Source organism: Streptomyces sp. NPDC107765 (genome assembly GCF_055657085.1).
The window spans coordinates 61,721-78,691 of the sequence record NZ_JBVKBL010000024.1 but is presented as its reverse complement, the minus strand read 5'-3'; the positions used below and the strand labels follow the sequence as shown (position 1 = coordinate 78,691).

The following is a 16,971-nucleotide window of genomic DNA, read 5'->3' as shown; positions in this document are numbered from 1 at the left end:
AAACCCTACTGGACGCTATTTGGGGTCGCGCGGGGAGGGTGCCCAACGCGCCGCGAGCCACCCCTAAGGGGTGGCCGGGCCCGTCGCGGGCCGCCCCCGGCACACCCGATTACCCGCTCCCACCTGGCATCTGACGGCCTGCCCGGCCCCGGTCCGCGGGCGGGTGGAACGGGCCACTCCGGTGGGGGCACCGCCGACCGCCGCCCGGGGGACTAACGTCGGGGACGTGCCCTACTTCGACGCCGCGTCCGCCGCTCCCCTCCATCCCGTCGCCCGTGAGGCGCTGCTCGCCTCGCTCGACGAGGGCTGGGCCGACCCGGCGCGGCTCTACCGCGAGGGCCGGCGCGGCCGGCTGCTGCTGGACGCCGCGCGGGAGGCCGCGGCCGAGGCCGTCGGCTGCCGCCCGGACGAACTGGTTTTCACCCCTTCGGGTACCCAGGCGGTGCACGCCGGGGTGGCCGGTGCGCTGGCCGGCCGGCGCCGGGCCGGCCGCCGGCTGCTGCACTCCGCCGTCGAGCACTCCTCCGTCCTGCACGCCGCCGAGGCCCATGCCGCGGCCGGCGGCACCGTCGCGGAGCTGGCCGTGGACCGTACGGGCCGGGTGGCCGCCGGGGACGTCGCGGCGGCGCTCACCCCGGACACCGCGCTGGTCGCCGTCCAGTCCGCCAACCACGAGGTGGGCACCGAGCAGCCGGTCGAGGAGGTGGCCGAGCTGTGCCAGGAGGCCGGGGTGCCGCTGCTGGTGGACGCCGCGCAGTCGCTGGCGTGGGGGCCGGTGCCCGGCGCCTGGTCGCTGCTGGCGGCCAGCGCCCACAAGTGGGGCGGCCCGCCCGGCGTCGGGCTCCTCGCGGTCCGTAAGGGCACCCGGTTCGCGCCCCAGGGGCCGCGGGACGAGCGGGAGGCCGGCCGGAGCGCGGGCTTCGAGAACATCCCGGCGGTGGTCGCGGCCGCGGCCGCGCTGCGCGCGCTGCGGTCCGGGCCGGCGGCGGACACCGAGGCGGCCCGGCTGCGGGAGCTGGTGGACCGGATCCGCACCCGGGTGCCGGAGCTGGTCCCGGACGTGGAGGTGGTCGGCGATCCGGTGCACCGCCTCCCCCACCTCGTCACCTTCTCCTGTCTCTATGTCGACGGGGAGACCCTGCTGCACGAGCTCGACCGGGCCGGATTTTCCGTCTCGTCCGGATCGTCCTGTACGTCCAGCACGCTGACGCCGAGCCATGTGCTGCGCGCGATGGGGGTGCTGACCGAGGGGAACGTCCGGGTCTCCCTGCCGTACGGCACGGCCGAGGCCGACGTGGAGCGGTTCCTGGAGGTGCTGCCGGGGGTCGTGCGGTCGGTGCGGGAGCGGCTGGGGGTGCGGGCGGCGGAGCCGGTACAGCCGACAGCCGGAGCACAGCCGGCGGCCGGAGCGCGGGAGCCGGCACCGGCCGTCTCGCGGGACTCCCAGGAACCGAAGGAGCCCGCCGGGGCGGTGGCGGAAGAGCCGGAAGGCATCGTCGTCGATTCGCTCGGGCGGCGCTGCCCCATCCCCGTCATCGAGCTGGCGAAGGCCATCGGGAAGGTGCCGGTCGGCGGGACGGTGACGGTGCTCTCCGACGACGAGGCCGCCCGGCAGGACATCCCCGCCTGGTGCGGGATGCGCGACCAGGAGTACGTGGGAGAGCGGGCAGCCGAACGCGGCGCCGCGTACGTGGTGCGGCGCCGCGTCTGACGTGCGGAAACGGCCCGGGCGCGGGATCGCCCGGGTCGGCCGGGTCAGGCAGCGAGGTGCTGCTGGACCTCGGCCGCGGCCTCGTGGCCGTACGCCTTGGTGAAGCGGTCCATGAAGTGGCTGCGGTGCAGCTCGTACTCCTGGGTGCCGACGGTCTCGATGACCAGGGTGGCGAGCATGCAGCCGATCTGGGCGGCGCGCTCCAGGCTGACGCCCCAGGCCAGGCCGGACAGGAAGCCGGCGCGGAAGGCGTCGCCGACGCCGGTGGGGTCGGCCTTGGTCTTCTCCTCGGGGACGCCGACCTCGATGGCGGGCTCGCCGACCCGCTCGATGCGGACGCCGTTGGAGCCGAGGGTGGTGATCCGGGTGCCGACCTTCGCCAGGATCTCGTCGGCGGTCCAGCCGGTCTTGGACTCGATCAGGCCCTTCTCGTACTCGTTGGAGAAGAGGTAGGCCGCGCCCTCCATGAGGTTGCGGATGTCCTCGCCGTCCATCCGGGCGATCTGCTGGGAGAAGTCCGCGGCGAACGGGATTCCGCGGCTGCGGCACTCCTCGGTGTGCCGGATCATCGCCTCCGGGTCGTCCGCGCCGATCAGGACCAGGTCCAGGCCGCCGACCCGCTCGGCGACGTGCTGCAGCTCGATCAGCCGGGCCTCGCTCATCGCGCCGGTGTAGAAGGAGCCGATCTGGTTGTGGTCGGCGTCGGTGGTGCACACGAAGCGGGCGGTGTGCAGGACCTCGGAGATGCGCACGGAGCGGGTGTCCACGCCGTGGCGGTCGAGCCAGGCGCGGTACTCCTCGAAGTCGGTGCCCGCGGCGCCGACCAGGACCGGCCGGATGCCGAGCTGGCCCATGCCGAAGCAGATGTTGGGGGCGACGCCGCCCCGGCGGACATCGAGCTGGTCGACCAGGAAGGAGAGGGAGACCGTATGCAGCTGGTCGGCCACGAGCTGGTCGGCGAAGCGGCCGGGGAAGGTCATCAGGTGGTCGGTGGCGATGGAGCCGGTGACTGCGATACGCACGACGGGTCTGCTCCTGTGGGACGGCGTGAGGGGCGGCGGACGGGGAAACGGTACCGGTCGGGAGGGTGACCCGCCGGTCATCCGGGACAGCTGGCAGCCGGTGGCCGCGCAAACCCTCCCATAGTAGATCCGCCCGGCCGGGCCGCCGTCCGGGGGCGCCGGGGAACCGGATCAGGACCGGGTCCGTCCCATCGGCGTCCCCGCTACAGGCGGGCAGGCAGGTCAGAAGTTCAGCGGAGCTGAAGGAGCGATGCGGTGAACGCCGAGGACACCCCTGACACCACCGATCCCAAGGAGCGCACGCGCCGCACCCGGCTCGTCGTCGCCTCGATGGCCGCCGCGGTGCTGGTGGCCGGGGGCGGCGCGGCGTACTGGGCCTCGTCCGCGTCCGACGGCGCCGGCTCCGGGCCGGGCTCCGGGCACGGCAATCCGCCGCCGCTGGCGCTCGACGGCTATTCGGGCGGCTCGATAGCCGCCGGGGAGCCCAACCCGCAGGGGGCGAAGTACCGGGCCGTGGCGAAGCTGCCGGGCGGTCCGGGATCCGCCCCGGTGTACCGCCCGAAGGGCGAGGTCGGCCGGGAGACGGTGGAACGGCTGGCGAAGGCGCTGGATGTGGCCGGAAAGGTCAGGTCGGAGGGCAGCACCTGGAAGGTCGGCGAGGTCACCCCGGACTCCCGCGGGCCGATCCTCCAGGTGAACAAGGGCGGCTCGGGTTCCTGGACGTTCTCCAAGTACGGCACGCCGGGCGGTACGAACTGCGCGCTGCCCGCCTCCCCCAAGGGCAAGACCGGGCAGGAGCGGCCCGGTGGCGGCGGGCCGTCGAGCCGGCCCGGCTGCCCCTCGTACCGCGGTGGCGGGGACATCGCGACCCGGGACGACGGCAGCGGCGCGGGCGCGGTGTCGCCGGAGAAGGCGAAGCGGGCGGTGCGGCCGGTGCTGACGGCGCTCGGCCAGGGGGACGCCGCGGTCGACGCGAGCGGGCTGTCCGGCGCGGTGCGGATCGTCACGGCGAACCCGGTGCTCGGCGGGCTGCCGACGTACGGCTGGCAGAGTGATCTGCAGGTCGGCTCGGACGGTCAAGTGGTCGGCGGCAGCGGGCAGTTGGCGAAGCCGGTCAAGGGCGCGGTCTATCCCGTGCTGAACGCGGACAAGACGCTGGCGCGGCTGAACTCGGGCGACGGCCGCAAGCCCGCCCCCTGCCCCTCGACGCCCGGCCGCAAGGGCGGCTCGGACGGCGAGGGCGACCAGATCGCGCCCTGCGAGCCGGCGCCGACCAAGGGCCAGCAGCCGGCCGAGGTGACCGGCGCGGTCTTCGGGCTCGCGGTGCAGTACGTGGACGGCGGCCAGGCGCTGGTGCCGTCGTGGCTGTTCAAGGTCCGCCAGCCGGGCACCGGCAACGGCCCCGACGCCACCACCACGACGGTGACGCATCCGGCCGTGGACCCGAAGTACGTGGCCCACAAGGAGCCCACCCCCAAGCCGCCGTCCGGGAAGCCGGGTGTGATGGCGCTGGAGTCGTACGACGTCGGGGACGGCGGCCGGAAGCTGACCGTGCACTTCTGGGGCGGGGTGTGCAGCGTCTACTCGGTGAGCGTCGAGGAGTCGGCCACCGCCGTGAAGACCAAGGTGACCGCCCGGGACAAGAAGCCGGGGCAGATCTGCGTGAAGATGGCCCGGGAGTTCACCAAGACCGTGGAGCTGCAGAAGCCGCTGGACGGCCGGAAGGTGATCGACGTGTCGACCGGCGAGTCCGTGCCGAAGCGGTGAGGACGTGCCGGATGCGGTGAGTCCGCGCCGGATGCGGTGACGGCACGACGAAGGCGGCGCCCCCGAGGGGACGCCGCCTTCGTGTACTTCTGCCCGATGCTCCTCGGTGGGAGCGGACTCCTTAGCTGAAGGAGTCGCCGCAGGCGCAGGAGCCCGTGGCGTTCGGGTTGTCGATCGTGAAGCCCTGCTTCTCGATGGTGTCGACGAAGTCGATGGAGGCACCACCGAGGTAGGGGGCGCTCATCCGGTCCGTGACGACCTTGACGCCGTCGAAGTCCTTCACGACGTCGCCGTCGAGCGAACGCTCGTCGAAGAAGAGCTGGTAGCGCAGACCGGAGCAGCCACCGGGCTGAACGGCCACCCGCAGCGCGAGGTCGTCCCGGCCCTCCTGCTCCAGCAGGCTCTTGACCTTCGACGCGGCCGCGTCGGACAGGATGATGCCGTCGCTGACGGTGGTCTTCTCGTCCTGCACGCTCATCTACATCTCTCCCGGGTTGTACGGACCGCTTGTCATCGGATGCCACAAGCTGCAACCGGCGACGCCCCGGAATTCATTCCGGCTTGGCGTTGTCTCTTTTCATGCTCGCACACCGGCCGCCGGGAACTGGTGGCCTACCGCACACGGCGGGGTGCTGATGCGTCACATCGACACTATGGCCATCGTCAAAGTGACGTGAAGCAGCTATGATAGATAGCGTCAAATAGACGAAAAGGCATGCACCCGCAAAAAGGCGCGTGCCTCAGAGTTGTCTGCAGAGAAGAGAGGGTGCGTGTCGTGACCACCGCCCAGCCCCTGGACGTCCAGCCGACCCCGCTCGCGCTGCTCCTCCTCGGCCGCGAGGCCGACCCGAAGAGCGAGCGCGGCGTGGAGTGCCCCGGTGATCTGCCGGCCCCGTCGGACCCCGACCTCGTCGAGCGCGCCCGCGCGGCCAAGGCGAAGCTCGGGGACAAGGTCTTCGTCCTCGGGCACCACTACCAGCGCGACGAGGTCATCGAGTTCGCCGATGTGACCGGCGACTCGTTCAAGCTCGCGCGGGACGCCGCCGCCCGGCCGGACGCCGAGTACATCGTCTTCTGCGGTGTGCACTTCATGGCCGAGTCGGCCGACATCCTCACCGGTGACGACCAGCAGGTCATCCTCCCCGACCTGGCCGCGGGCTGCTCGATGGCCGACATGGCGACCGCCGAGCAGGTCGCCGAGTGCTGGGACGTGCTCACCGAGGCCGGCATCGCCGAGCAGGTCGTGCCGGTCTCGTACATGAACTCCTCCGCCGACATCAAGGCCTTCACCGGCAAGCACGGCGGCACGATCTGCACCTCCTCCAACGCCAAGCGGGCACTGGACTGGGCCTTCGAGCAGGGGGAAAAGGTACTTTTCCTGCCCGACCAGCACCTGGGCCGGAACACCGCGGTCCGGGACATGGGCATGTCCCTGGACGACTGCGTGGTCTACAACCCGCACAAGCCGAACGGCGGCCTGACCGTCGAGCAGCTGCGGGACGCGAAGATGATCCTGTGGCGCGGCCACTGCTCGGTGCACGGCCGGTTCTCGCTGGACTCGGTCAACGACGTGCGCGAGCGCATCCCCGGCGTGAACGTGCTGGTCCACCCCGAGTGCAAGCACGAGGTCGTGGCGGCGGCGGACTACGTCGGCTCGACGGAGTACATCATCAAGGCGCTGGAGGCCGCCCCGCGCGGCTCGAAGTGGGCCATCGGTACGGAACTGAACCTGGTCCGCCGCCTGGCGAACCGTTTCGCCTCCGAGGACAAGGAGATCGTCTTCCTCGACAAGACGGTCTGCTTCTGCTCGACGATGAACCGCATCGACCTCCCCCACCTGGTGTGGGCCCTGGAGTCGCTGGCGGCCGGCAAGGTCGTCAACCGCATCCAGGTCGACAAGGAGACCGAGAGCTTCGCGAAGCTGGCGCTGGAGCGGATGCTGGCGCTTCCGTAGCGGCGGCGGGCCGGGGCCGGGCGTGCGCCCGGCCCCTCCGGCTACTCCAGGGACCACTTGACCTTGTCGGTGTCCTTGATCGCGGTGGCGCAGGGACCGGTCGTGATCTTGGTGTCGTTCACGTACGCGGTCCATTTCTTCCCGTTGGCGGCATCCCCGTGGATGTTGTCGACGACGAAGTCCTTCGCGGTGGCGTCCCAGTGCGCCACCAGCCCGAAGTGGTACTCGTCCTCGGCGTCGACCAGTGCGGTGAACGGCGTGGGAGCGCCGCCGGCCGCCGCGCAGGGGTGGCCGTAGACGGGGTGCCCGGTCGTCCAGATGATCCCGAGACTGGCGGTGAAGAGCCCGCCGGTGATCGCCACCCGGACGCCGGCGAGCGGTCCGGCGGTCGGGCTGGCCGTCGGGCTGGGCGTCGGGCTGGCCGCCGGGTGGGCCGCGGCGGCCACGGCGACGGCGCGCGGGGCGACCGCGGGGTCCACCAGCGCGAAGGCGAGCGCACAGGCGAGCCCGGCGGCGGGCACGAGGGCGGCCTTGCCGGTCGGTGCAGAAAGCACGGGCTACCTCTTTCGCGTTCTGACGTCGCTTTGTCGTCTTTTCATACCAGCACTCACGGCTACATTCCCATCACCCCCCGCATTCGGCGAGCCGGTCGCCCCGGCTCACGGCGATCCGGACGACGTCCCGCAGCGCGAGCCGCAGCACCCTGGATTCCGCGGTGGGCTCGTCGAGCAGCAGCTCGGCCGCGGCGAGCATCTGCTCCTCGATGTCGTCGGCCAGCATCGACATCCGGCTCTCCGGGCTGTCCGTGTGCAGGTAGCAGGGCTGACCGTCCGGTCCCGTCCACGGCAGCAACCGCCACGGCGAACCCTCGAACATATGACCTACTTTCGCTGAGTTGGTCGGCTGATTACGGTGTGTATCGACATGGTTGCCGAGTGAGGCGAGCCCTCAACAGGGGCCTTGCGTCTACCTGTTGAGCGTGGGACGAGTGAGAGACGAGACGCCATGAAGTTCACGCCGAAGGAACTGACCCCGTACCTGTCCGCCCGGCACTACTTCGGGTCGGAGCAGCGTCGCCACCGCGAGCTGGCGAGGCTGTCGCTCGTGCAGTTGGCGGACATCGTGAACTTCAGCAAGAGCACGCTGGGGCGGGTGGAGGTCGCGGAGTTGCTGCCTCCACCGGAGCTGCCGGCCGCGCTGGACGCGGCGTTCGGCACGGACAAGCACTTCCACGGGCTGTATCAGCTGGCCAGGAAGGAGGCCCATCCGGACCAGTTCCGCAGGCTCATGGAACTCGAAGCGGAGGCAGAGGTCATCGAAGCCTTCGCGACGCTCATCATGCCCGGACTGCTGCAGACGGCGGACTATGCCCGCACCCTGCTGAGCCAGCCGGCCGGAGTGACGGCGGAGCTGATCGAGGAACGCGTGCAGGTTCGCCTCGGCCGCCAGGAGCGCCTGCGCTCCTCAACACCTCCGCGCTATTGGGCCATTCTGGACGAGGCCATCCTCTACCGGCCGGTCGGTGGCCCCAGGGTCATGCTCGACCAGCTCAAGGCCCTGCTTCCGCTGATCGATACGCCGACCACCAAGATTCAGGTTCTCCCCTTCGCGCACGGTGGATACGAGCTGATGGACGGGCCCACGCTGCTCCTGCGCCTACCGGGCGGAAAGGTCGCGGCGTACGACGAATACCGGGGCCGCGGCCACCTGATGGAGGACCCGGGAGAGGTGAACCGGCGCTGGGCAAGCTACGACGCGCTCCGGGCGTACGCTCTTTCACCACAGGACTCAGCAGACCTGATCCGGCATGCGATGAAGGGGTATGAGCAATGCGCAGCAGCGCCGAACTGAGCAATGCCATCTGGCGCAAGAGCAGCTACAGCAACAACGCCGCCGGCGACTGCATCGAGATCGCCGACAACATCCCCGGCCTCGTCCCCGTCCGGGACAGCAAGAACCCCGGCGGCCCCGCGATATGCGTCGGCGAGGCCGCTTGGGTCACGTTCGTCGGGATGGTCAAGAACGGGCCGTCCCTGGGCGGTTAGTGGGACGGGACGGGGGCGAGGTCGATCGGCTGGCCGGGTTCCAGGCCGGCCAGCCGTACGTTCTCCTCGACCGTGGGGCCGACGGTGTCGAATTGCGACTGGTCGAGTTCGAAGGTGGGGCTGGCGTAGAGGCCCTGCGCGGCCAGCTTCGGGTCGGGGTGCGGGTTGCGGTACAGCTGCTCGGAGCGGTCGCGGAGTTCCAGCATGGTGGGGATCGCGAGGGCCATCGCGCGCGGGGTGCCGTTGAACGCCGTGTGGAGGTAGCGCAGCAGCGCCGCGTAACGGGTGTTGAAGGCGACCGCCTGCTCGTGGACCGCGCTGGTCGTGGCGTACTTCTTGTAGTCGGCGATCTTGGAGTCGCCGTGGATGGGGTACGCGTCGTCCCAGGTGACGTCGATCAGGGGGCCGCTGGGTGGGTCGGCGGGGGTGTCGTGGGGGCCGTAACTGCGGCCGGTGTAGATCTCGTTGAAGCGGAAGTAGTGGGCCGGCTGGCGCTGTTCGCCGAAGATCAGGTCGTCGCTGTCCCAGATCGTGCCGTCGGTGCCCTCGCCCTGGTCGCTGATCACCCGGATGGCCAACCGGGCCGACGTCAGGTCGTGGACGGCGAAGACCTCACCGCCGGAGTTGTAGAAGTCGTCCGGGCCGACCTGGCGGCCGGGGATGCCGGTGAAGACCGCGGCCTCGCCCTGTTCCTCCACCAGGTGCTCCAGGCCCTGGCGGATGGCGTCGTAGAACTGGCCGATCGACGTCCAGCCGTCGCCCGGCCCGGGCCTGGGAGCCAGCTTGCGGGGCGTTTCGATGGTGAGGAACGTGCGGAGGGCCGCGGGTGAGAAGTGCTGGAGGCCGATGAGGGGCAGTTGGTCGCTGCTGAAGGGGAGCTTGGCGGGGTACTTCGCGACGAAGTGGGAGTGGCCGACGTCCGGGGTGCCGCCGACCGCGTTGAGGACGTTCGCGGCGAGCGTCATGTGGAGCATTTCCTCCACCAGGACGCTGCGGAGGGCGAAGTAGGCGGGGCGGTTGGTGCCGGAGAGGATCGAGTACATGCCGGTCATGTAGACCGGGATGGTGAGGTGTTCGACCTCCAGGGCCGCCTGGAGGTACGCGCGCAGGGTCTTCAGGTCCTTGGGGATGCCGAATCCCTGGGCGTCCAGGGCGAGTGCGGTGATCACGCGGTCACCTTCTCCTTCTCCGCGGGCGCCGGCTCCGCGGCGGGCCGGACGGTCACCGGGCGGCGGGCGGCCGCGAGGTCGCGGTGGATCTGCGCGGCGCTGCGCAGGGCCAGCGCCAGCATCGTGAGCGTGGGGTTGCTGGTGCCGATCGACGGCATGCTGCCGCAGCCGATGGCGTAGAGGTTGGGGTGGTCATGGGTGCGCTGGTCGGCGTTCACCACGGACGTCTTGGGGTCGGTGCCCATGATGTGGGTGCCGGCTCCGTGGCCGGCGCCGCTGTAGGCGAGGTCGAGGGTCTGCCCGTTGACCGTGTGGACGAAGTGGCCGAGGGGCGGGACGCCGTCGTGCGGGGCGTGGTCGGTGTAGTCGGTGGCGCCGAGCCGCGCGAAGATCTCCTGGGCGACGAGGCGCGCGGCGAACAGGCCGGTGCGTACGTGGTCGTCGAGGTCGTAGGTGAGGATCGGCCGGGGGTTGCCCATCGCGTCGCGGTGGCGGGCCGGGTCGATGGTGACGCGGTTGCCGGGGTCGGCGGACTGCTCGACGGCGATCTGCAGTTGCAGCTGGCGGCCGATGGAGCTGCCGAGCAGCCGGCGCAGTTCGGGGCCGAAGACGCCGTCGGGCCGGACGTTGCCGGCCTGGTCGCCGCCGATGCCGAGCGCGGTGGCGACGTTGCTCATGGGGGCGCCGGTGGCCCAGCCCCAGCCCCAGTTGCCGATCTCGATGCGGAACGGGGCGCGGGCGCGGCGCCCGGGGCCGCCGCGGAAGACCTCCCAGCCGGAGGTGTGGCCGGGGCCGCGGAACGGCCCGACCGGCCCGCCGGCCTCGGGGGCGAGCGCCCAGTTGAGGAGCGTGGGGTGGTCCATCAGGTTGCGGCCGACCTGCCCGCTGGCGTTGGCGAGGCCGGAGAAGAGCAGCAGCCGGGCGTTCTCGATGGCGTGCGCGGCGAGCACCACCACGTCCGCCTCCGCCAGGTAGGAGCGGCTGACCGGGGCGGCGGGGTCGGTGTACGTGCGGTATTCGACGCCGGTCACGGTGCCGGCCGAGGTGGCCCGGACCCGGGTGACCACGCACCGGGTGGCGAGGGTGACGGACGGCGGCCAGGCGGCCTGGAGGCGCAGCGGATGGGATTTTGCCTGGACGGGACAGATGGGGACGCAGCTGGCGTTGCCCACGCAGCGCTCGCCGTAGTTGGGGAGGCCGACGGCGCCCTCGATGCGGTACGGGGCCCGGTAGGCGGGGTTCGGGGTGGAGTTGCGGGCCTGGGGCAGGCCGAATGTCCGCAGGGTGTACCGGAGTTGGGCCACCGTGTCGTCGATCACCGCGTCCCGCAGGCGGTGGTCGCAGTACTGGTCGATATAGCTCTGTGGGATGTGGTGCATCGGGTACTCGTAGGCGGGGTCGGTGACCACGCCGAGTTCCTTCTGCTCCTGGGCGTGGCCAGCGACGCCCAGTTCCCGTTCGGCCTCGGCGTACCAGGGCTGGAGGTCCTCGGCGGTGAGCGGCCAGTCCAGGCCGTAGGAGTAGCTGCTGCGGGTGGCGAAGTCGTCGGGGAGCATCCGGGGGGCGGCGCCGAGCCAGTGCATGGCGGCGCCGCCCAGCTCGCGCAAGTAGTCGGTGCCGTACGGGAGTTGACCGTCCTGGACGAAGTAGCCGCGGGCGGTGAACTCTGGCTTGCCGGCTTGCGGGTTGCGCACCGGGGCGAGGTCGAGGACGTCCGGGGAGGGGGCGGCCTTGTTGGGGCGGTAGGCGGAGTTGGGGACCTTGGCCACGGCCGAGTAGAAGGTGGACAGCGAGTCCAGGTGGCCGGGCCAGGTCTCGGTGCCGCCGTTGCCGGCCTCCAGGACGAGGACCTGCCAGCCCTGGGCGCCCAGGCGCTTGGCGAGGACGGAGCCGGCCCAGCCGCCGCCGACGATGATCGCGTCGTAGCGGCGGCGGGCGGCGCCCTCCGCGGAGACGGTCGCGCAGCCGGTCGCGGAGTCGGTGTCGGTCATGACGTGCCCTCCTCGGGGGTGACCGGGACCTCTGGGGTGACTGTGGCCTCAGGGGTGGCGGGGGCGGCCGCGGTGGGGACGGCGGACGGGGGGACGTCGCGGCTGAGGCGCTGGCCGGGGAGCAGGTGGGCGGGGATGTCCTCCGGGGGGACCTCGGCGGCCAGGCCGGTGCGGTAGGGAACGTCCGCGAGGCCGAGGTCCGCGCGGAGGCGGGCGGCGTCGGGCACTTCGGGGGGTTTGACGGCCCAGGTGCCGAAGCCCGGTGGTTTGGCGCCCGCCGGGTGGCCGTGGAAGGTGCGCCAGACCAGGCCCTCCACGTAGGCGCTCGGGGCGGGCACGAACTCGGTGTTGGCGCTCTCGCGCCGCAGATCGGCGTGTGCGGCCGGGGCGAGGCGGGGCCAGGCACCGGTGTACCAGAGGTAGATCAGGGCCCGGGCCACCTCGCGGTGGGTGGGGATGAGCGCCTCGGGGCCGTGCCCTTCCGCGACGGCGCGTTTCCAGGCTGTCCAGAACGCGGCGAAGCGGTCCTCGCCGACCTGACGGCGGGCGGTGTCGAGGTAGAGCCGGGCCGTACCGGTGGCGTGCAGGTCGAACGCGGCGAAGCCGGTGAGCGGGACGCAGTGGGCAACGAAGTCGGTGAGTTCGTCGGGGAGTTGGGCGGCGGGTGAGGCGGGGAGGTGGCCTGCGGGCCCGTCGGGCGATTCGCGGGGCTCGTCGTCGGGGAGTTCGTTCGGCTCGTCGTCGGCGGGCGATGCGGGGACGGTCATCGTTCTCCTCCCGGAGCGGCATATGCGGCATATACCGGTGGCCATGCTTCTCAACTCGGCGCCACACATGCGGACATGCGGCCATAAACCACTGAAAGGCGTATGACGGTAGGTCAGTTGGCGAGCGAGCGAGCCACCGGCGCGCGGGCGGGGAGCCACCGGCGTGCGGGCGGGGCGCCATCGGCGTGCGGGCGGGGCGCGGGCGGGAGTGCGCTGCGCGACAAGGGAAGGCGGCCCGAAAAGTGCCCTGATGCAGGTGATTGCGCCTCTTCACCACACCCGTCCTACTAAGCTCCACGCCATGGAGGACGGCATGCGCATCGGCTTACTCTCCTTCGGTCCGGAGGAGTTCGGCACGCTGCACGAGACCTGCGTCGAAGCGGGGCACACCCCCCTCGTCTACGCCTACTCCCGCTCCCTGCGGCCCAGGACGGCCACGGACGACGACGCGGCTCGCGCCACGGGCCGGATCGCTGCCGCACTGCCCGCGGGGATCGACCTGCTGCTGCCGGGAAGTTCCGAAGGGCTGGGGACTGCGCTACGGGGCTACGACCTCGATCTCGTCGTCTGCTACGGATTCTCCTGGCGTCTGCCGCACTCCGTGCTCAGCGTCCCCCGCTACGGAGTGGTCAACGTCCACTGTTCGATGCTGCCCAAGTACCGGGGCCCGGCGCCGGTGTTATGGGCCATCCGGAACGGCGACAGCGAGCTGGGCGTGACCGCCCACCGCATGACCGAGGAGTTCGACGCCGGCCCCATTCTGGCGCAGCAGGCCGGTGTCCCGCTTCCGGACGATGTCACCCCTGGCCGGCTGTGGAGCGGTCTCGCACCGGCATTGCGGGCGGTGGTCCGACGGGCGTTGCACCGTGTCCGGGACCCGGAGGCCGGGGAGCCCCAGGCCGCAGCCGGTGTGAGCTATGCCGGCCTGATGGAGCCCGAGTTCTTCGCCCTCGACACCACGAAGGCGGCGCGCGAGCTCCACCATCAGGTACGGACATGTCGCTTCATGGGGCCTTGGGCAGCCCCGGTGGCCACCGTCGACGGCACCCGACGAAGAATTCTGCGCACCAGCCTCACGCCTGCCGACGGCTGGCGCCTCGACTGCGGCGACGGCTCCCTGTGGGTCACCGCCTCAGAGCTCGTGGAAGCGAACGGCCGGACGGAAACGCCCGGGACGAACGACTAGCCGCGCTCCAGCAGTCGGTCCAGGCGCCGCGACCGTGCGGCTGCCTGCGGATCGTCGAATGCGCTGAGCAGTTCCCGGCTCTCCTGCCCGGCGGTACGCGCCTGCTCGCGCTCGCCGAGCACGTGGAGCGCGTCGGCCAGGTTGTGCAGAGCGCAGGCGAGCTGCCACCGCCCATCGAGACCGCGGTGCAGGGCAACGGCCCGCCGGTGCAGCTCCGCCGCCTCCTGGTGTCGTCCCAGCGCCTGGCACGCCTCCCCCGCGCCGTCCTGTGCGATGGCCTCCCGGGCCCTGTCGCCGAGCCTCCGCTGGATGAGGGCGGACTCCCGGCACAGGCACAGCGAGGTCTCCGGGTTGCCCCGCGCCCGTTCGAGCCTTGCCGACTCCATCAGCCAGTGCCCTCGTCACACGTGGTTGTCCTCGGCCCCGGCGATCGCCAGTGCGGCCTCGATGGCATGCCCGGCCGCCTCCGGATCGTCCGCACCGCGCCGGGCCCAGCACAAAAGGAAGAGGGCATTGCCCTCGCTGCCCCGGTCGCCTAGGGCACGGAACTCCGCCAGCGCGGGTTCGAGGGTCCGCACCGCTTCGTCGTACCGGCCGAGTTCGCACAGGGACTCCGCGAGATTGCCCTGGAGCAGGGCCGTCCAGCGGCGATCCCTCAGCTCACGGAAGATCGCACAGCTGTCTTCGAAATGTGCGCGGGCCTCGTGGAGCCGGCGGAGGCGGAGACCGAGCAGTCCGAGCGCGTTGACGGAGACCGCCGTGCCCCGCCGGTCGCCGAGTTGGCGGCGGATGGCGAGCGCGGAGCGGTGGCAGTCCCGGGCCTCATCGAGCCGTAGCGCCTGGAAGGCCGCCTTGCCCAGACTTTCCAGCGCCTCGGCCTGTCCGGCGGGCTCTTCGGCACGCACCGCGGCGTCCACGGCGATGCGGGCCGTCGCGGCCCAGTCGTCGAATGCGTTGTGGTGCATGTAGACGGCACGCAGCACCACGGCCAGACGCCATGCGAGAGCCGGAATGCCCGATGCGGCGGCGACCCGGACCGCCGTGGCGAGATTGCTGCTCTCGGTCCGGTACCACTGGAAGGCTTCCTCGTACCGGGCGAACCGGAGCGGTGAGTCGGGCGCCGGAAAACGGTCGTCGAGGTGATAGCGATCGAACGGCGCGATGACGCTCTGTGCCGCGTCGGCGGTGTGGAGGTACCACGTCAGGCAGCGTTCGAGAATCGTTCTCCGCTCGGCTTCGCTGTCCCTCTTCCGGGCCTGATCGGCCGCGTAGGCACGCAGGAGGTCATGGAATTCGTAGCGGCCCGCAGGGCGTCGCTCCAGCAGATGTGCACTCACCAAGGTGTCCAGCTGGGCGCGTGCTGCCGCCGGCTCGACGCCCGCCATCCCGGCTACGGCGGGGAGGCCGAACTCGTTTCCGGGGTGGAGACCGAGGATGCGGAAGAGGCGGGCGGCGGGCGCGGGCAACGCCCGGTAGGACCACTCGAAAACGCTGCGCATCGCCTCGGGGCCGCCCTTCTCTTCGGTGGTGGTGAGGACATTCCACAGTGCCGACTCGTCGCGCAAGTCCTCGATCAGCTCGGTCAAGGGCATCGACGGCCAACTGGCGGCACGTTCGGCGGCGATCCTCAGAGCCAGCGGTAGCCGTGCGCACAACCGGGCGAGTTCCGCCAGGTCGGCGCGTCGGTCCCGGCCGCGGTACTCGGCGGTGGCGGTGCGCAGCAGCGTGATCGCTTCCGCTGCCGGAAACGTCTCCAGCCGCACGCGGAGCGCGCCCTGCTGCGCGACCAGCCCGGACAGATCATCCCTGCTGGTCACCACCGTCAGACAGGCTGCGCTGCCGGGAAGCAGGGGGCGCACCTGCCCGCTGTCCATGGCGTTGTCGAGGATCACCAGCATGCGTCGTTCCGCGATCAAGGAGCGGAACATCGACTCCCGGCGCTCCCTGTCGACCGGCACCAGCGCGGCGGGAACGCCGAGATCCTCGAGGAAGCGCCCCAGTATCTTCTCGGGCGACACCGGCGAGTCGACGGCGTAACCCCGCAGATTGGCGTACAGCTCGCCGCCCGGGTAGTGCGACCGGATGGTGTGCGCCCAGTGCAGGGCGAGGGATGTCTTGCCCACCCCGGCCGTTCCGGTGATGACCGCCAACGGCAGCACGGCGGGCGTGCTGCGACCGTCCGCGACGAGCCGGCCGAGACGGCTCAGCTCGCGCGAGCGGTTGACGAAGTGCCGGGTGCCGCCCAGGAGTTGGTGGGGAACTATGGCCGGGGTGTCCGGGACGTACTGATGGAGATGGACCCCGCCCTGGACGTCCCGGGCCTGGACGACGCCGTGCGCCGATGCCGAACCTCCGAACGTGTTGGAGTGCCCGGCGCCGTCGCTCATACCGAGGTGCGGCACGGTGGCGGCAGGTGTGCCACATGATCGTCGAACCAGTCCTCCAGGGGTTCGCCCGCCTCGTACAGGCCCTGGATGAACTTTTGACAGTGCAGAATGAGTTCGGAATCCACGAATTTGTTAGCGGATTCCAGGATTCCCTGATCGTCGTAGACCGCTTGATACATCACCCGTGACCCGAGGGTGTAGATCTCCGGAAGCGGACCGTCCAACTCGAATTGCGAGACCTGATCAGCTCTGACGACACGAGTCGGGCCTCCGCACTGGCTGCGGATGCGCAAGGCGTGCAGTTCCCACTGCAGATAGGGGCTCAGGGGCTCTTCGACGACCCTGACCCGGCGGGCGGCGAAACCGTGCCGGTCCACCTTGCGGTGATAGCCGTCCATCTCGGCACGACCGGCTTCCAGCAGACGCAGGGACTCGTCCCAGTCGCCGCGGGCGAACGCCTCCCAGCTGTCGTAGCCGGGCTCCTGGAAGCTCTGTTGCCGCTCCAGCTTCCAAAAGCCGAGATCAGCGCTCTGCCAGAAGTGTTGCTCGAAGTCGGCGTAGTAGGCATCGAGCGGCATGCGCTCGCCGATCGCTCCGCCGAGCGGACTACTCATCCGGGATGTCCACCTTGGCCGCGACGATGGTCGCCCTGGGGATGACGACCAACCGCTCACCGGGGTCGACACTCACCCCGTCGGGCAGCCGGCCCTCGTACGACGTGGTCAGATCGGTCCCGATGACCGCGACGTCACCGTTGTCCAGCTCCCAGATATCGGGACAGCTGGAATTTCCGGACGTCTGCCCCAGTTCATGTGACGACTTACCGAGCCGCCGCGTTAAGGACGCCGAGGGTTCGGCCACCCACCTTTTCCCCATCTTGCCTCCCCATTAGGCAAATTGACGGTTACTCAGCTCTCTGAGGCGACGAGGATAGCACCCAGGGAATTGAATTGAACACGGTGCGCTACCGGC

At 70.9% G+C, this 16,971-nt stretch carries 17 protein-coding genes; 6 read left to right on the top strand and 11 right to left on the bottom strand.

What is annotated here, in order from left to right; all coding sequences use genetic code 11:
• Window positions 1–226 precede the first annotated feature (226 nt).
• Complete coding sequence (locus ACZ7MX_RS37395; RefSeq protein WP_472138872.1) at window positions 227–1,711, top strand: aminotransferase class V-fold PLP-dependent enzyme; 1,485 nt, start codon at window positions 227–229, stop codon at window positions 1,709–1,711.
• Between the two features lie 44 nt (window positions 1,712–1,755).
• Here ACZ7MX_RS37395 and ACZ7MX_RS37390 read toward each other — a convergent pair whose 3' ends face one another.
• Window positions 1,756–2,733 (bottom strand): carbohydrate kinase family protein, encoded by a 978-nt coding sequence (locus ACZ7MX_RS37390; protein WP_472138870.1) that lies wholly within the window; start codon window positions 2,731–2,733, stop codon window positions 1,756–1,758.
• A 255-nt stretch (window positions 2,734–2,988) separates the two neighbouring features.
• Here ACZ7MX_RS37390 and ACZ7MX_RS37385 point away from each other — a divergent pair, with 255 nt between their 5' ends.
• Window positions 2,989–4,500 carry a hypothetical protein gene (locus ACZ7MX_RS37385; RefSeq protein WP_472138868.1) on the top strand — a complete coding sequence of 504 codons (1,512 nt, stop codon included), beginning with the start codon at window positions 2,989–2,991 and terminating at the stop codon, window positions 4,498–4,500.
• Window positions 4,501–4,621: 121 nt separating this feature from the next.
• Here ACZ7MX_RS37385 and erpA read toward each other — a convergent pair whose 3' ends face one another.
• Window positions 4,622–4,978, bottom strand: coding sequence for an iron-sulfur cluster insertion protein ErpA (gene erpA / locus ACZ7MX_RS37380; RefSeq protein WP_030070025.1), 357 nt, complete (start codon window positions 4,976–4,978; stop codon window positions 4,622–4,624).
• A 288-nt stretch (window positions 4,979–5,266) separates the two neighbouring features.
• Between erpA and nadA the strand changes: the two genes are divergently transcribed.
• The gene (gene nadA / locus ACZ7MX_RS37375; protein ID WP_030415445.1) at window positions 5,267–6,454 is read left to right on the top strand and encodes a quinolinate synthase NadA; all 1,188 of its coding nucleotides are present in this window, start codon (window positions 5,267–5,269) and stop codon (window positions 6,452–6,454) included.
• Between the two features lie 41 nt (window positions 6,455–6,495).
• On the opposite strand, the gene ACZ7MX_RS37370 is transcribed toward nadA, so the two are convergent.
• Both ACZ7MX_RS37370 and ACZ7MX_RS37365 read right to left on the bottom strand, forming a co-directional pair.
• Window positions 6,496–7,008, bottom strand: coding sequence for a DUF4430 domain-containing protein (locus tag ACZ7MX_RS37370; protein ID WP_472138866.1), 513 nt, complete (start codon window positions 7,006–7,008; stop codon window positions 6,496–6,498).
• Window positions 7,009–7,078: 70 nt separating this feature from the next.
• Window positions 7,079–7,330 (bottom strand): hypothetical protein, encoded by a 252-nt coding sequence (locus ACZ7MX_RS37365; RefSeq protein ID WP_472138864.1) that lies wholly within the window; start codon window positions 7,328–7,330, stop codon window positions 7,079–7,081.
• A 129-nt stretch (window positions 7,331–7,459) separates the two neighbouring features.
• Here ACZ7MX_RS37365 and ACZ7MX_RS37360 point away from each other — a divergent pair, with 129 nt between their 5' ends.
• Both ACZ7MX_RS37360 and ACZ7MX_RS37355 read left to right on the top strand, forming a co-directional pair.
• A complete protein-coding gene (locus ACZ7MX_RS37360) occupies window positions 7,460–8,305 on the top strand; it encodes a helix-turn-helix domain-containing protein (RefSeq protein ID WP_472138862.1) in 846 nt (281 codons plus the stop codon).
• Window positions 8,284–8,499 (top strand): DUF397 domain-containing protein, encoded by a 216-nt coding sequence (locus ACZ7MX_RS37355; RefSeq protein ID WP_472138860.1) that lies wholly within the window; start codon window positions 8,284–8,286, stop codon window positions 8,497–8,499. Before ACZ7MX_RS37360 ends, ACZ7MX_RS37355 begins: the two co-directional genes overlap by 22 nt.
• Here ACZ7MX_RS37355 and ACZ7MX_RS37350 read toward each other — a convergent pair.
• The 3 genes from ACZ7MX_RS37350 to ACZ7MX_RS37340 are packed head-to-tail and all read right to left on the bottom strand — an operon-like array spanning window position 8,496 to window position 12,426.
• Window positions 8,496–9,668 carry a ferritin-like domain-containing protein gene (locus ACZ7MX_RS37350; RefSeq protein WP_472138858.1) on the bottom strand — a complete coding sequence of 391 codons (1,173 nt, stop codon included), beginning with the start codon at window positions 9,666–9,668 and terminating at the stop codon, window positions 8,496–8,498. The two genes, ACZ7MX_RS37355 and ACZ7MX_RS37350, sit on opposite strands and share 4 nt — an antisense overlap.
• Window positions 9,665–11,659 (bottom strand): GMC family oxidoreductase, encoded by a 1,995-nt coding sequence (locus ACZ7MX_RS37345; protein WP_472138856.1) that lies wholly within the window; start codon window positions 11,657–11,659, stop codon window positions 9,665–9,667. Before ACZ7MX_RS37345 ends, ACZ7MX_RS37350 begins: the two co-directional genes overlap by 4 nt.
• On the bottom strand, window positions 11,656–12,426 hold the full coding sequence (locus ACZ7MX_RS37340) for a hypothetical protein (protein ID WP_472138854.1): 771 nt from the start codon (window positions 12,424–12,426) through the stop codon (window positions 11,656–11,658). Before ACZ7MX_RS37340 ends, ACZ7MX_RS37345 begins: the two co-directional genes overlap by 4 nt.
• A gap of 313 nt (window positions 12,427–12,739) precedes the next feature.
• Between ACZ7MX_RS37340 and ACZ7MX_RS37335 the strand changes: the two genes are divergently transcribed.
• On the top strand, window positions 12,740–13,612 hold the full coding sequence (locus ACZ7MX_RS37335) for a methionyl-tRNA formyltransferase (protein WP_472138852.1): 873 nt from the start codon (window positions 12,740–12,742) through the stop codon (window positions 13,610–13,612).
• Here ACZ7MX_RS37335 and ACZ7MX_RS37330 read toward each other — a convergent pair.
• From ACZ7MX_RS37330 to ACZ7MX_RS37315, 4 genes are read right to left on the bottom strand one after another with little or no spacing between them, the layout of a single operon-like run.
• Window positions 13,609–13,998, bottom strand: a complete 390-nt coding sequence (locus ACZ7MX_RS37330) for a tetratricopeptide repeat protein (protein WP_472138851.1) — start codon at window positions 13,996–13,998, stop codon at window positions 13,609–13,611. The two genes, ACZ7MX_RS37335 and ACZ7MX_RS37330, sit on opposite strands and share 4 nt — an antisense overlap.
• A gap of 15 nt (window positions 13,999–14,013) precedes the next feature.
• Window positions 14,014–15,999, bottom strand: coding sequence for an ATP-binding protein (locus ACZ7MX_RS37325; protein WP_472138849.1), 1,986 nt, complete (start codon window positions 15,997–15,999; stop codon window positions 14,014–14,016).
• Window positions 15,996–16,613, bottom strand: a complete 618-nt coding sequence (locus ACZ7MX_RS37320) for a DUF6879 family protein (protein ID WP_472138847.1) — start codon at window positions 16,611–16,613, stop codon at window positions 15,996–15,998. The genes ACZ7MX_RS37325 and ACZ7MX_RS37320 overlap by 4 nt, the downstream gene beginning before the upstream one ends.
• Window positions 16,606–16,875: a hypothetical protein gene (locus ACZ7MX_RS37315; RefSeq protein ID WP_467577150.1), complete on the bottom strand. Its 270-nt coding sequence runs from the start codon at window positions 16,873–16,875 to the stop codon at window positions 16,606–16,608. The genes ACZ7MX_RS37320 and ACZ7MX_RS37315 overlap by 8 nt, the downstream gene beginning before the upstream one ends.
• Window positions 16,876–16,971 lie beyond the last annotated feature (96 nt).

Coding starts and splice junctions, on each gene's coding strand:
- erpA (WP_030070025.1), bottom strand. CDS start 4,978: ATGAGCGTGCAGGACGAGAAGACCACCGTCAGCGACGGCATCATCCTG.
- ACZ7MX_RS37365 (WP_472138864.1), bottom strand. CDS start 7,330: ATGTTCGAGGGTTCGCCGTGGCGGTTGCTGCCGTGGACGGGACCGGAC.
- ACZ7MX_RS37360 (WP_472138862.1), top strand. CDS start 7,460: ATGAAGTTCACGCCGAAGGAACTGACCCCGTACCTGTCCGCCCGGCAC.
- ACZ7MX_RS37355 (WP_472138860.1), top strand. CDS start 8,284: ATGCGCAGCAGCGCCGAACTGAGCAATGCCATCTGGCGCAAGAGCAGC.
- ACZ7MX_RS37345 (WP_472138856.1), bottom strand. CDS start 11,659: ATGACCGACACCGACTCCGCGACCGGCTGCGCGACCGTCTCCGCGGAG.
- ACZ7MX_RS37340 (WP_472138854.1), bottom strand. CDS start 12,426: ATGACCGTCCCCGCATCGCCCGCCGACGACGAGCCGAACGAACTCCCC.
- ACZ7MX_RS37335 (WP_472138852.1), top strand. CDS start 12,740: ATGCGCATCGGCTTACTCTCCTTCGGTCCGGAGGAGTTCGGCACGCTG.
- ACZ7MX_RS37330 (WP_472138851.1), bottom strand. CDS start 13,998: ATGGAGTCGGCAAGGCTCGAACGGGCGCGGGGCAACCCGGAGACCTCG.
- ACZ7MX_RS37325 (WP_472138849.1), bottom strand. CDS start 15,999: ATGAGCGACGGCGCCGGGCACTCCAACACGTTCGGAGGTTCGGCATCG.
- ACZ7MX_RS37320 (WP_472138847.1), bottom strand. CDS start 16,613: ATGAGTAGTCCGCTCGGCGGAGCGATCGGCGAGCGCATGCCGCTCGAT.
- ACZ7MX_RS37315 (WP_467577150.1), bottom strand. CDS start 16,875: ATGGGGAAAAGGTGGGTGGCCGAACCCTCGGCGTCCTTAACGCGGCGG.